Below are 13,088 nucleotides of genomic sequence, written 5' to 3'. Positions count from 1 at the left end.
CCTCGGTGCGCGGCACTACGCTCAGGGGGACGAAATATCCCAGCTTTGAGCACTAGGAGTCGCTCGTGTCGTCGATCGACACCGTACTGGCCCGGGAGATCCTGGATTCCCGCGGCAATCCCACCGTCGAGGTGGAGATCCTTCTGGACGACGGATCCGAGGCGCGCGCCGCGGTTCCGAGCGGTGCCTCTACCGGGCAGTTCGAGGCCGTCGAGCGGCGTGACGGCGGCGACCGCTACGCGGGCAAGGGCGTCGAGGAGGCCGTCGTCGCGGTCGTCGACGACATCGAGCCCAAGATCGTCGGTTATGACGCCGACGACCAGCGCCTGGTCGACCAGCTGATGATCGACTTGGACGGCACCCCGGACAAGTCGCGCTTCGGCGCCAACGCGATCCTCGGGGTGAGCCTGGCGGTCGCCAAGGCCGCCGCCGTCTCGGCCGGTCTTCCGCTGTTCCGCTATGTCGGCGGTCCCAACGCGCACCTGCTGCCGGTGCCCATGATGAACATCCTGAACGGCGGAGCGCACGCGGACAGCAACGTCGACATCCAGGAGTTCATGATCGCTCCGATCGGGGCGTCGAGCTTCAAAGAGGCGCTGCGGTGGGGCACTGAGACCTACCACGCGCTGAAGTCCGTTCTGAAGGGCAAGGGCCTGGCGACGGGGCTCGGCGACGAGGGCGGTTTCGCGCCGAACCTGCCGAGCAACCGCGAGGCACTCGATCTGATCATCGAGGCGATCAAGAAGGCCGGCTACACGCCCGGCCGGGACATCGCGCTCGCCCTCGACGTCGCGGCCACCGAGTTCTACAGCGACGGGGCGTACGAGTTCGAGGGCGGTAAGCGCACCGCCGACGAGATGATCGCGCTCTACCGCGAATGGATCGGCGCCTACCCGCTCGTGTCCATCGAGGACCCGCTCTCCGAAGAGGACTGGGACGGCTGGAAGGCCCTCACCGACGCGGTCGGCGATCGGGTGCAGATCGTCGGCGACGACCTGTTCGTCACCAACCCCGAGCGGCTGGGACGCGGCATCGACACCGGCACCGCCAACGCCCTGCTGGTCAAGGTCAACCAGATCGGCACGCTCACCGAGACGCTCGACGCGGTCGCCCTGGCCCAGACCAGCGGCTACCGCTGCATGATGAGCCATCGGTCCGGCGAGACCGAGGACACCACGATCGCCGACCTGGCCGTGGCGACGAATTGTGGCCAGATCAAGACGGGTGCGCCGGCCCGCAGCGACCGGGTGGCCAAGTACAACCAGTTGCTCCGCATCGAAGAGCTGCTCGACGACGCGGCCCGGTACGCGGGGGCGTCGGCGTTCCCCCGCTTCCACTGGGACGGCTGACGGCGCGCGATGGCGGGCAGTGCGGACGAGAGGACATCCCGGCCGGCCGATGAGCGACCGGCCGGGACGCAGGCCCGCGGCCATCTCACGAGTCGTGCCGCCATCCTGGCCATCGTCATGTGCGCGATCGCGCTGAGCCTCGCCTACCCGGTCCGCGAGTACGTGGCGCAGCGGCGTGAGATCGCCGAGCTGCGGCACCAGGAACGGGTGGCGCAGCAGCAGGTCGAAGAACTGGCCCTTCGTAAGCTGCGACTGGGCGACGAGTCGTACATTAAGCGGGAGGCGCGTCGCCGGCTGCACTACTGCATGCCAGGGGAGAAGTGCTATGTCGTTCTCGACGGTAACGGGGCCACGGGAAAACAGGGTGGGCAAGATACTGCCGGCCGTACACCGCCGTGGTACGCCACCTTGTGGCGATCCGTCGAAGAGGCGGACCGGCGCTAGGAAGTGATCTTCTTCCCAAGCGCGTTGACCGGCGGTTGGAAAAGGGAGCCGGCTTGATCGAAGAAAGCGATGTGGCGGCCGTCGCGGAGCAACTCGGCCGCGAACCCCGGGGGGTGCGCGCGGTCGCCCATCGGTGTCCGTGCGGGCTGCCCGATGTGATCGAGACCGCGCCGCGGCTGCCGGACGGCACGCCGTTCCCGACGTTGTTCTACCTGACCTGCCCGAAGGCCGCCTCGGCCATCGGGACCCTGGAGGCCGGCGGACTCATGCGGGAGATGACCGAGCGGCTCGCGAGCGACGCGGAGCTCGCCGAGGAGTACGCCGCGGCGCACGAGGACTATCTGCGCCGGCGCGACGAGGTGGCCCGGCACGAGGGCGTCGAGCCACTGGCCGCGGGCACGCAGAGCGCCGGCGGCATGCCCGAGCGGGTGAAGTGCCTGCACGCACTCGTAGCGCACGAGCTGGCGGTGCCGGGGAGCAATCCGTTCGGCAGGGAGGCGCTCGATGCGCTGCCCGAATGGTGGCGGAACGGTCCATGCGCGGGCGGCGGCGACGTCGTCTACGATCAAGGCTTGCGAACTGTCATGCCCGCTGTCAAGAATCGTGCTGCCCGGGAGGACCAGTGACCGAGCCGGTGGCGCGCCCCGACGCGGCGCAGCGGGCCGAGAACGTGACGCGTGTAGCCGCGATCGACTGCGGCACCAACTCGGTGCGCCTGCTGCTCGCCGACATCGGTGACGGGCGGCTCACCGACATCGAGCGCCGGATGGAGATCGTCCGGCTGGGCCAGGGCGTCGACCGGACCGGAATGCTCGCGCCCGAGGCGCTGGAGCGCACGTTCGCGGCCATGCGCGGCTACGCCAAGCTGATCGATGCCCACGGGGCCGAGAAGGTGCGGGTCGTGGCCACCAGCGCGACCCGTGACGCGCGGAACCAGGCCGAGTTCGTCAACGGGGTCGTCGAGATCTTCGGGGTCGTGCCCGAGGTGATCAGCGGCGACGAAGAGGCGCAGCTGTCGTTCGTCGGGGCCACCCGCGACCTCGTGGAGCTGCGCCCGGCACGCCCGTACCTGGTCGTCGACATCGGCGGTGGGTCCACCGAGTTCGTCCTCGGCACCTCGTCGGTCGAGGCGGCGCGATCGATCGACATCGGCTGCGTCCGGATGACCGAGCGCCATCTGCGCGACGGCGACCCCGAGCGGCGCGGGACCGATCCGGCCGCCATCGGCCCGCAGGGTGCGCCCACGCCCGAACAGGTCGCCGACGCGGTGGCCGACATCGACGCCCAACTGGCCGCCGTGCGCGAGGTCGTCCCGGTCGATCAGGCCCGCACGCTCGTCGGGCTGGCCGGCTCGGTCACCACCGTCGCCGGGATGGCGCTCGACCTGCCCGAGTACGACCCCGCCCGCATCCATCTGTCCCGGATCACCGCGGCGCAGGTGCACGAGGTCACCCGCCGGCTGCTGCGCTCGACCCACGACGAGCGCGCCGCCATCGGCGTCATGCATCCCGGCCGGGTCGACGTCATCGGCGCGGGCGCGCTGATCCTCGACCGGATCATGCGGGAGTACGGTTTCGGCGCGGTCGTCGTCAGCGAGCACGACATCCTTGATGGGATCGCCTGGTCGCTGGTCTGATCTCAGGGACGGGCGGTCTGATCTCAGGGACGGACGGTCTGACCTCGGACGGATGGCCTGACTTCGGACGGGCGGGCGACGACCGTGAACCGGTGACGCGCTCCGCGCCGGTGAGTTCCCGGCATCGCCGCCACCGCGACCCGGCTCTCGATAGGCTCCGTCGGGCCGACGGCGTCCGCAGGGGCGAGGCTCACAGGCGAGGGATCATATGGACAAGGGCTGGCCGCACGAGATCGTGGACGTGCTGGGGGTGGGGGTCAGCAAGGCCGACGTCCGCATGCTGCGCGACTTCCTCGAGGAGGCGGTCCTCAGCCGCCGGCAGCTCACCGTCACCTTCGCCAACCCCAACTACGTGATGGCGGCACAGCACGACGCCCCGCTGCGGGAACTGATGAACGCCTTCGATCTGAACCTCGCCGACGGCTGGGGCGTGGTGCTCGCGGCCAAGATCTTCGGCACGCCGCTGCCGGCCCGGATGGCCAACGACGACCTCACCGACGACTTCTTCGGGATGCCGGCCGAGAAGGGCTGGCGGGTCTTCCTGTTCGGCAACGCGCCAGGAACGGCCGACGCGGCGGCGGAGAACCTCGTGAACTGGTACCCCGGGCTGCGGATCGCCGGTACCCAGCACGGGCACTGGGCGGACGAGTCCGGCCGAATCGCGCCGGCCGACGTCGACCGCCTCGTCGACGAGATCAACGAGGCGAAGCCGGACATCCTGCACGTGGGTCTGGGCACGCCGTTGCAGCAGATCTTCGTCACGGAGAATCGGGACCGGCTCGAGGTACCGGTGATCATCACGTGCGGCGCGTACTTCGAGCATCTCGCCGAGCGCCGGGAGTGGTACCCGGGCTGGGTCCTCAGACTCCGGATCGGCTGGCTCTACCGTCTCTACCGGGAGCCGCGCCGGCTGTGGCGCCGTTACACGATCGAGCTCGGCGCCTACCTCTCCCTCGTGCTCCGGCACCGCGTCAGGCGCGGCAGACGAAGGCACGACGCGCGAGACCGCTGACGGCGTTCGACCCGGACCAGGGCACCGGCGGCGAAGAATCCGCGGTTCGTTCGGGGCGTCTGTTACCTCTTGCGCGGTACTGCGCATTGCGTAGTACTGTGTATCGCATAGGGAGAGGTACCTGTCATGGACACGACACAGCTCCTCAAGGGAGTGCTCGACCTCGCCGTGCTGGCGGTCCTGGACCGGAGTGACAGCTACGGCTATGACGTCGTGCGGCGGCTGCGCGAGGCCGGGCTAGAAGACGTCGGCGACGCCTCGGTGTACGGCACGTTGCGCCGTCTCTTCAAAGCCGGGGCACTGAACTCGTACGTCGTGCCCTCGGAGGAGGGCCCACACCGTAAGTACTACGGCCTCAACGACTCCGGCCGCACCATGCTCGCGCGGTCGGCCAAGACCTGGGGCACCTTCGCTCAGACCATGAACGACATGCTCGACGACGTGGAGAAGCGATGAACAGCCGAGCCCAAGAGATCGAGGATTACGCCGCGGCGGTGCGCGGAGCTCTCGCCGACGTACCGGAGCCGGACCGCGACGAGCTGCTCGAAGATCTGGAAGAGCACCTGACCGAGGTCGCGGCCGAGTCCACGGAGCCGCTCGTCGCCCGGCTCGGCGTGCCCGAGTCGTATGCGGCGGAGCTGCGGGCGGCTTACGGGGCGGCCGGCTCGACCCGAGCCGAGCGCGGAACGGCCCGGCATTCCCTGCGGCGGCTGAGGGCGCGCCTGACGCACATGGTGGAGAACAACAAGGGCTACCGGGCCGGATGGGATCACCTGCGGGAGCTGCGGCCGGCCTGGTGGCTCGCCCGCGCCTTCCTCCTGCTGTTGGGCTGGAGGGCTCTCACTCAGCCGGTTCGCGACCCGTGGGAGTCGGAAGACTATGTGATCTTGCTGGCGCTGGCCGTCGGCTCGGTCGTACTCGGGGTGCGAGGCCGCGATCGCGGACTGTCGAAGCCCTTGCGCGCCGGTGTGGGGGTGTTGAACATGGTGGCGGTCGGCGCCGTGCTGAGCTGGCCGCTCGTCTCCGGGCCGGACCCCCGACCTCAGGCCGGCCCACAGGTCGTGGTGACCCAGGTGGGCGGCGATGACCGCCTGAGCGGGATCTCGAACATCCAGCCTTACTCCAAGGAGGGCAGGCCTCTCACAGGCGTCCTGCTGTACGACCAGAACGGGTACCCGCTGCAGATACCGTACGAGGCGAACGGTTTCGAGCTGAAGAGAGCGCGGCCTTGCGACGGACCCCCACCGATCGCCAACTCCTACCCGCTACCGCTGCGCCCCCTCGGTGAGGGCGACCCGTTCCCGGACGGGGACCCCACGGCCGCACTCGACCCCTCGTGCGTACCGTCGACCAACACTCCAGAGCCGCTCCCGTCCGGCGGACCCCGCCCGACCACGCCGGCCTCCGGCACCGAGTCCCCCGGCGAGACGGCTTCACCCGGCCCGAGCACGAGCGGCTGACCCTATCGTTGACATGCGGTCGCCCTGGCCCGCATCCGCGTCGCCGATCATCGGGCACCGTGATCGAGGGAAGGCGAGGTCCGTGACGAACGTGCAGCCCGTCAACGCGCCGTACGTGCCGCCGGGCACGGGGTGGCCGGGTGACCCGGCGTCGGCCGGCACACCGGTGGCACATACGCCCGACGAGGTACGGGCTCTGGCGGCCGGCGCTCCGGCACTGGGCGAGCTGTGCGCCCGGCAGTCGGTCTGCCGGGCCTGCCCGCGCCTCGTCGAATGGCGGGAGAAGGTCGCGGTCGAACGCCGCAGGGCCTTCGCCGACGAGACCTACTGGGGCCGCCCGATCGCGGGATGGGGCGATGAGGCTCCGCGCATCCTGATCGTCGGCCTGGCGCCCGCGGCCCACGGCGGAAACCGTACCGGCCGGATCTTCACCGGCGACCGCTCCGGCGACTGGCTCTTCGCCTCCCTGTACCGGACCGGGCTGGCCGCGAGCCCGCTGAGCACCCACGCGGGCGACGGCCAGCGGCTGCTCGGCGCCCGCATGCTCGCCACCGTCCGCTGCGCGCCACCGGACAACAAGCCGACGCCGGTCGAACGCGCGACCTGCCTGCCCTGGCTGACCAGAGAGATCGCCGAGACGGCGCGCGACGTCCGGGTGATCGTGGCACTCGGCGGCTTCGCGTGGCAGGGCATCTGGCCGGCCCTGAAAGAGGCCGGGTTCGATCTGCCCCGGCCGCGACCCGCGTTCGGCCACGGCGCCGAGGTGGAACTGACCTCGCCCACGGGCGGCGTGCTCCTGCTGGGTTGCTATCACCCCAGTCAGCAGAACACCTTCACCGGCCGGGTCACCGAGGCGATGCTCGACGCGGTCTTCACCCGCGCACGAGACCGCTCGCTGCCGGCCTGATCCGCGTTCGGCTGCGGGGCAGGGCCTTGGCCAAGCGGTACGTCCCGCTTGGCGCCCCCGTCCGGCCCTGCCCGCGCCCGCCCCTGCCGGTCCCCATGCCGGGGCTCGCCGTGATCCCGAGGGACCCCGGCGCGCTCGCCCGCGCCCACCTCAGCGGATTCGCGCATCTGGTGTGATGCTCCGCCGCACGCCGGAGTTCGCTGGAGTTCGCTGGAAAGCGGCGGTATTCGCGGAATCGGCCCCGCCATCGCGCGCTGGACGCCGGGTCGAAAGGCCTCACCCGGGTACCGGCTCGGGCATGGGTCACGACCGCTCGACATGAAGAACCGGATCAAGACCACCGTGGAGCTCACCGTCGAGGGCGTGACGGAGGCCTTCGCCGCCGGTGACAACGTGTGCCCGATCTCACGAAACCGGGCTCCCCGTGCGCGCCGAACGCCCAGCACGCCGTCCGCCAGGCCAAGCGCTTGGCCGACAACCTGGTCGCTGACCTGCACGGAAAGCCGATGAGCTCGTACAAGCACGCGTACGCGGGGTCGGTCGCCGGCCTGGGCCTGCATCAGGGCGTGGCGCAGATCTACGGCGTCAGGCTCAAGGGGCCTTTCGCATGGCTACTCCACCGCACTTACCATCTGTCTCGGATGCCCACGCTCAACCGAAAGATCCGCGTGGCGGCCGACTGGACCCTCGCGTTGCCGTTCCGCCGGGAGACCGTGTCGCTGGGCGCGTTGCAGCGTCCGCGGCAGGAGTTCGAGCCGGCGGCGGGGAGGCGTCCGGACCAGCCGGCGGAGGGAGGAAGCCGAATGCAGGACGGCGCTGCCTCCCGGCTGGCCCCATTGCTGGTCCGGATCCTGCTCGGTACGGAGGACGCCCGGGGGAGCGAACTGCCCATCCGGGTACGCGCCTGGGACGGCAGCGTGATCGGCCCGGCCACCGCCCCCACCTTCGTGATCCGGCACCGCCGCGCCCTTCGCCGGCTGTTGTGGAAACCGGGTGAGATCGGCCTGGTACGGGCGTATATCGCGGGAGATCTCGATATCGAGGGCGACGTCTTCGCCGCCCTTGGGGCCGTACAGCGGGTCATGCGCATCGGTGACCAGCCGATCCGGCTGAGCAGCGACGACAAGCGTGAGATCGTGCGGTCGGCGGTGATGCTCGGGGCGGTGGGGCCCGAACCCAAGGCCCCGCCGGAGGAGTTCCCCGTCGGCCGCCGCGGGCAGGTCGCCGACGGCCCTCTCGCGGTGGACCCGGTTTTCTTCGAGCGAATGCTCGGGCCCACCATGGCCTATGGCTGTGCGCTCTGGGACGACGCGGTGGATCTCGACCACGCCCAGGGGCTCGCGCACGCCGCGATGGCGGCGCGGCTGGGCCTGGCGCCGGGAGCGCGGTTGTTCGACCTGAGCCGTGGGTGGGGATCGTTCAGCCTGTACGCGGCGGCGGAGCACGGCGTACGGGTCGTCACACTGGCCCAGTCGCAGCGGCAGGCGGAACATCTCAGGCAGCGGGCGTCGCAAGCCGGGCTGGCCGACCGGGTCGACGTCCGGGTCGGGGACCTCCACGCCGTGGGAGACGGGCAGTACGACGCCATCGCGGGTCTGGCCGGGACCGAGCAGGCCGACCTGCTGAACTCCGGCTCCATCGTTCCCCGGCTCTACGAGCTTCTCGCGCCCGGCGGCCGGCTGCTCGTCCAGCAGATGGTGCGCCGACCCGGTCCGCACCCGGTGCGCAGGACCTTCACCACCAGTTACATGTTCCCCGAGAACGCCGAACTGCGGCCGCTGGGTGAGATCGTCACGGCGCTCGAAGAGGGCGGATTGGAGATCCGCGGCATCAGCGCGCTCAGAGAGCACCATGCCCGGACATTTCGGGCATGGGCCGCGAATCTCCAGCGGCACTGGGCCGAGTGCGGTGCGCTGGCCACTCCCGGCAGGGCCCGGGTGTGGCTGCTCTATCTGGCCGCCTCGGCGCTGGCCTGTGAGAGCGGCCGCATCGGCGTTCATGAGATCTACGCCGTACGCCGTGATCGTGAAGGGCGTGCCGGTGAAACCATGGTCGAACACAGGGCCGTCTACAGGCGTTGAAGCGCTGTTTACCTAACCCGGGTTTCGGTTTTCGTAAGATTAGTTTCGGGCATTGGTCAAAAATAGCCCGTCACGGCTGGCGGTGCGAGGGCGTGGGTATGTGATCATGGGTGCCACCTGCGGCTTAGTCAGAGCAACTCGCCTGTTTTCACCAGTTTTCAGCAGAATAACGGTCTGACCCGGCGAGGCGGTTTCCGTCCGGCTCGGCCAATACAGAATGGAATGCTGTTCGTTTTCCGGAGGCCTTGCTATTCGTGTATCAACGGTATGATTGCCGCGCCCCCGTAGCCCAACGGCAGAGGCAGGCCCCCTAAAAGGGCCAAAGGTGTCGGTTCGAGTCCGACCGGGGGCACGCCAATTCGATGCACAGCCGTCACGCGACAGGGGAACGAAAGGGGCCCGTCGGGCGTCTAGACTGGTCAGAGAGCCAGAAGCGTGGAGGCAGTGATGGAGAGCAGGAACCCCGCCTTCTCCGGGCGTGGTGCGTTCGGGCGGCAGGGACCGGCCCCGAGCCCGCAGCAACTGCAGGACATGTACAACGCGCCGGCGTACGCGCCACCGACCGGTCGGCCCATGACCGTGGACGACGTCGTCGTTCGCGGTTTCCTGATGCTCGGCACCCTTGTGATCGCCGGGGCGGTGGCGTGGGCGCTGAACCCGCCGCCGATCGTCGCCATCGGCTCACTGCTCGTGGGCATCGTGTTCTGGGCGATCATGACATTCGGCAACAAGGCGAACGCCCCGCTCGCGCTGGGCTTCGCGGCCGCGTACGGCGTCTCCGTCGGGATCGTCAGCCACGCCTACAACGATCTTTACAACGGAGTGGTCTTCCAGGCGATCATCGGCACAGCGCTCGCCTTCGGGGCGATGCTGGCCGTGCACGCCTTCAAAATCATCCGGGTGACGCCGAAGTTCACCCGGTACGTCATCGCGGCCGGCTTCGCGCTGGTCGGGCTGATGCTGGTCAACCTGCTGTTCCAGGTCTTCGGCGCCGATGAGGGCATCGGCATCCGCGACCCGGGCAACCCCATCGCCTACGTCTTCAGCATCGTCGCGATCCTCGTCGGCTGCTTCTTCCTGCTGCTCGACTTCGACGCGGTCGAGAAGGGCGTCGCCGCCCGCGCTCCGGAGAAGTTCGCCTGGTACTGCGCCTTCGGGCTCACGCTCAGCCTCGTGTGGATCTACCTCGAGATGCTGCGCTTCCTGTCGTACTTCTCCGGCCGGGACTGACGCCCGACACACCGAACCGGCGTCCCGACACACGGACGCCCCGGACGAACACGGACGCCCTGCGCCCGCCTCGGCGGGTGCAGGGCGTCTCGACGTCGGGGCCGAGAGCGAAGTCAGTAGTGGCGCTGACGGCGCTGCCGCTCGTGCTCGCGCACCAGGGCCGTCGCGTAGCCGTGGGAGATGCCGTGCTCGTCGGCGAGCCAGTTCGACCGCTCGTCACAGCGGAGGAAGGCGGGTCCGTTCTCGATGGCGGTGAACCACTCGGTGATGTCACGTCCTGTGACTGATGGGATGCGTGCGATCAGGTTCCTATGCGTCTCCGGTGAGTGGTTCAAAGACATCGGCACCTCCAGGTCGCTGTACCTTTCTGCTGACTCTGCAACAGGTCGTGGGATGAGACAAGCCCCCAAGGGGGACCTCTCTGTCACGTTGAGTAGATCATCTATGACCGGGCACACCCATTACCCGGCGATTCGTCCCCTGTACAAGGTCGTCCGCTGGGTCAGCTGAGGCGCTCCACGACCATGGCCATTCCCTGCCCGCCGCCGACGCACATGGTCTCGAGACCGAACTGCTTGTCGTGGAAACGCAGGCTGTTGATCAGCGTCGTGGAGATGCGCGCGCCGGTCATGCCGAACGGGTGCCCCACCGCGATGGCGCCGCCGTTGACGTTCAGCCGGTCGATGTCCACGCCCAGCTCGTCGGCCGAGGGCAGGACCTGAGCGGCGAACGCCTCATTGATCTCGACCAGGTCGATGTCACCGATGGTCATGCCCGCCTTGGCGAGCGCCTTGCGGGAGGCCTCCACCGGGCCCAGGCCCATGATCTCCGGCGACAGCGCCGACACGCCGGTGGAGACCACCCGGGCCAGTGGCGTGATGCCCAGCTCGGCGGCCTTGGTGTCGCTCATGATCACAAGAGCGGCAGCGCCGTCGTTGAGGGGACAGCAGTTACCGGCGGTCACGGTGCCGTCCGGGCGGAACACCGGCTTCAGCTCCGCCACCTTCTCGAGCGTCGTGCCCGCCCGGGGGCCGTCGTCCTTGGCGACGGTCGAGCCGTCGGGCAGCTCGACCGGGGTGATGTCCCGCTCCCAGAATCCGTTGGCCAGGGCCTTCTCGGCGAGGTTCTGCGACCGGACGCCGAACTCGTCCTGCGCCTGCCGGCTCACGCCGCGCAGTGCCGCGACGTTCTCCGCGGTCTGGCCCATGGCGATGTAGACGTCCGGGATCTCCCCGTCCCCACGCGGGTCGTGCCAGACGTCCGCGCCTCCCTCGGCCACCTTGGCTGTACGCGCGGTGGCGTCGGCGAAGAGCGGGTTCTGGGTGTCCTGGCCCGAGTCGCTGCTGCCCTTGACGAAGCGGCTCACCATCTCGACGCCGGCCGAGATGATGATGTCGGCCTCGCCTGCCTTGATCGCGTGGAAGGCCATCCGGGTGGTCTGCAGAGACGACGAGCAGTAGCGGGTGATCGTGGCGCCGGGCACGTTGTCGTAGCCGAGCAGCACGGCGACCACCCGGGCCATGTTGAAGCCCTGCTCGCCACCGGGGAGGCCGCAGCCGAGCAGCAGGTCGTCGATGTCGGCCGGGTCGAGCTGCGGGACCTTGGCCAGCGCAGCCCGGACCATCTGGACGGTGATGTCGTCGGGACGCAGTTCCTTCAGCGATCCCTTGAACGCGCGTCCGATGGGTGATCGGGCGGTGGCGACAATGACGGCCTCGGCCATGGGGTGGTCTCCTTGTCTCGGCTGGGCACCACGGGTCGTCTCGGCTGGGTTACCCGTGGGTACATCTGCAACCTAACCGGTGACGCGCCTCCCGTACACGCCGGGTCCGCCATGCCCGCGGCCGGACCTTCTGCAGAGCGCGGGTCCGGCGGTTCACGGGGCCGCCGGTGCGGTGTCCTCCGGCCCCGTCCGCTGGGCGAGCTGACGGCGTCTCAGCAGCGTGGCCCACCGGCCCCTCGGGCCGCGTTCCCGGCCGGCGACGCGGGTGGCCGAGACCTCGGTGCCGGGCTCTTCGGCGGCCTCGGCGGCGGCGAGGTAGACCGGCAGAACTCCCTCGCCGCGCCGGACGTCCGGCAGTGTCTCTGCCTCCGGCTCCAGCTCAAGCGCCGCTGCCATCGAGGGCAGGAGCGCCGCCGCGGCCGCGGCGTATCCCCTGGCGGACGGGTGGTAGCGGTCCGCGCTGAACATCTCGAGCGGGTCGGCCGCGAACTCGCCGCCCAGGAGGTCACCGAGCGAGACCGACCGGCCGCCGCGCTCGACGACGGCGATGGTCTGCGCGGCCGCGAGCTGCCTGCTGGCCCGCTGTGCCACCCAACGCAGGGGTTGCATCACAGGTTTGACCGAGCCCAGGTCGGGGCAGGTGCCGACGACCACCTCGCAGCCCTCGTCGCGCAGTCGTCGGACCGCGTCGTCCAGATGGCGTACGGACTCGGCGGGCGAGACACGGGCGGTGACGTCGTTGGCCCCGATCATGATCACGACGATGTCGGGAGCGGCTCGCAGCGCGTCGGCGATCTGGTCGGGCAGGGCCTCGGATCGTGACCCTGATCTGGCGACGGTGGTCAGCAGGACGGGCCGCACGGCGATCGCGGACAGCCCGGTGGCCAGCAGCGCCGCCGGTGTCTCGCCCGGGTCGAGCACGCCGAGGCCGGCGGCGGTGGAATCGCCCATCATGACGAAGGAGACGGGGGAACCCGGCAGCGACGCGCCGTAGACCCGGTCGGCGACCGGCGGGTCCCCGTTGGGGGTCGCCTGAATGATCCTTCTGGCCAGCTTCGCCTCGATCACCAGTAGCCCGAAGGTCAACCCGCCCAGTGCGGTGAGCCCGCCGCCTCCGTAGGCCGCGGCCGTCGCGATGCGACGAGCCGTCAGCGCGCGTATCAACGGTTCATCACCGGCCGCTCACTCCCCGGGGTGTTCTCGCCGCCCCTGACGGTGGCAGCACTCACAGGATCACATATGGTCA

General features: G+C 69.7%; 13 protein-coding genes and 1 tRNA gene. 11 read left to right on the top strand and 3 right to left on the bottom strand.

All coding sequences use genetic code 11. The features are described from left to right. Positions 1–65: 65 nt before the first annotated feature. From eno to HKK74_RS16850, 11 genes are all read left to right on the top strand, one after another. Positions 66–1,349 (top strand): phosphopyruvate hydratase, encoded by a 1,284-nt coding sequence (gene eno / locus HKK74_RS16900; RefSeq protein ID WP_187244172.1) that lies wholly within the window; start codon positions 66–68, stop codon positions 1,347–1,349. A gap of 9 nt (positions 1,350–1,358) precedes the next feature. Continuing rightward, positions 1,359–1,793 carry an FtsB family cell division protein gene (locus HKK74_RS16895; protein ID WP_187244171.1) on the top strand — a complete coding sequence of 145 codons (435 nt, stop codon included), beginning with the start codon at positions 1,359–1,361 and terminating at the stop codon, positions 1,791–1,793. 53 nt (positions 1,794–1,846) lie between these two features. After that, entirely contained in the window at positions 1,847–2,419 is a 573-nt protein-coding gene (locus HKK74_RS16890) for a DUF501 domain-containing protein (protein ID WP_187244170.1), read from the top strand. A 44-nt stretch (positions 2,420–2,463) separates the two neighbouring features. Continuing rightward, positions 2,464–3,429 (top strand): Ppx/GppA phosphatase family protein, encoded by a 966-nt coding sequence (locus tag HKK74_RS16885; protein WP_312881555.1) that lies wholly within the window; start codon positions 2,464–2,466, stop codon positions 3,427–3,429. 208 nt (positions 3,430–3,637) lie between these two features. Beyond that, entirely contained in the window at positions 3,638–4,441 is an 804-nt protein-coding gene (locus HKK74_RS16880) for a WecB/TagA/CpsF family glycosyltransferase (RefSeq protein ID WP_187244168.1), read from the top strand. Between the two features lie 126 nt (positions 4,442–4,567). Next, positions 4,568–4,897 (top strand): PadR family transcriptional regulator, encoded by a 330-nt coding sequence (locus HKK74_RS16875; RefSeq protein ID WP_187244167.1) that lies wholly within the window; start codon positions 4,568–4,570, stop codon positions 4,895–4,897. Continuing rightward, positions 4,894–5,901 (top strand): HAAS signaling domain-containing protein, encoded by a 1,008-nt coding sequence (locus HKK74_RS16870; protein WP_187244166.1) that lies wholly within the window; start codon positions 4,894–4,896, stop codon positions 5,899–5,901. The genes HKK74_RS16875 and HKK74_RS16870 overlap by 4 nt, the downstream gene beginning before the upstream one ends. 82 nt (positions 5,902–5,983) lie before the next feature. Next, positions 5,984–6,808: a uracil-DNA glycosylase gene (locus tag HKK74_RS16865; RefSeq protein WP_425544355.1), complete on the top strand. Its 825-nt coding sequence runs from the start codon at positions 5,984–5,986 to the stop codon at positions 6,806–6,808. A 395-nt stretch (positions 6,809–7,203) separates the two neighbouring features. After that, on the top strand, positions 7,204–8,889 hold the full coding sequence (locus HKK74_RS41440) for a class I SAM-dependent methyltransferase (protein WP_312881544.1): 1,686 nt from the start codon (positions 7,204–7,206) through the stop codon (positions 8,887–8,889). Positions 8,890–9,167: 278 nt separating this feature from the next. Continuing rightward, positions 9,168–9,241: transfer RNA gene (locus HKK74_RS16855), tRNA-Leu, on the top strand. Positions 9,242–9,336: 95 nt separating this feature from the next. Continuing rightward, positions 9,337–10,119, top strand: coding sequence for a Bax inhibitor-1/YccA family protein (locus HKK74_RS16850; RefSeq protein WP_187244164.1), 783 nt, complete (start codon positions 9,337–9,339; stop codon positions 10,117–10,119). A 113-nt stretch (positions 10,120–10,232) separates the two neighbouring features. Here HKK74_RS16850 and HKK74_RS16845 read toward each other — a convergent pair whose 3' ends face one another. The 3 genes from HKK74_RS16845 to HKK74_RS16835 all read right to left on the bottom strand — a co-directional run bounded on the left by HKK74_RS16845 (position 10,233) and on the right by HKK74_RS16835 (position 13,006). Beyond that, positions 10,233–10,460 (bottom strand): DUF4287 domain-containing protein, encoded by a 228-nt coding sequence (locus tag HKK74_RS16845; RefSeq protein ID WP_187244163.1) that lies wholly within the window; start codon positions 10,458–10,460, stop codon positions 10,233–10,235. 161 nt (positions 10,461–10,621) lie between these two features. After that, the gene (locus HKK74_RS16840) at positions 10,622–11,842 is read right to left on the bottom strand and encodes an acetyl-CoA C-acetyltransferase (protein WP_187244162.1); all 1,221 of its coding nucleotides are present in this window, start codon (positions 11,840–11,842) and stop codon (positions 10,622–10,624) included. Positions 11,843–11,995: 153 nt separating this feature from the next. After that, the gene (locus HKK74_RS16835) at positions 11,996–13,006 is read right to left on the bottom strand and encodes an SGNH/GDSL hydrolase family protein (protein WP_187244161.1); all 1,011 of its coding nucleotides are present in this window, start codon (positions 13,004–13,006) and stop codon (positions 11,996–11,998) included. Between the last annotated feature and the right edge of the window lie 82 nt (positions 13,007–13,088).

The sequence above is a fragment of the Actinomadura alba genome (assembly GCF_014323705.1).
Lineage (GTDB): Bacteria > Actinomycetota > Actinomycetes > Streptosporangiales > Streptosporangiaceae > Actinomadura_C > Actinomadura_C alba.
Note: the sequence above shows the minus strand (reverse complement) of the source record. Positions and strands in the feature narration are given on the sequence as shown.

Coding starts and splice junctions, on each gene's coding strand:
- HKK74_RS16895 (WP_187244171.1), top strand. CDS start 1,359: ATGGCGGGCAGTGCGGACGAGAGGACATCCCGGCCGGCCGATGAGCGA.
- HKK74_RS16880 (WP_187244168.1), top strand. CDS start 3,638: ATGGACAAGGGCTGGCCGCACGAGATCGTGGACGTGCTGGGGGTGGGG.
- HKK74_RS16875 (WP_187244167.1), top strand. CDS start 4,568: ATGGACACGACACAGCTCCTCAAGGGAGTGCTCGACCTCGCCGTGCTG.
- HKK74_RS16870 (WP_187244166.1), top strand. CDS start 4,894: ATGAACAGCCGAGCCCAAGAGATCGAGGATTACGCCGCGGCGGTGCGC.
- HKK74_RS16850 (WP_187244164.1), top strand. CDS start 9,337: ATGGAGAGCAGGAACCCCGCCTTCTCCGGGCGTGGTGCGTTCGGGCGG.
- HKK74_RS16845 (WP_187244163.1), bottom strand. CDS start 10,460: ATGTCTTTGAACCACTCACCGGAGACGCATAGGAACCTGATCGCACGC.
- HKK74_RS16840 (WP_187244162.1), bottom strand. CDS start 11,842: ATGGCCGAGGCCGTCATTGTCGCCACCGCCCGATCACCCATCGGACGC.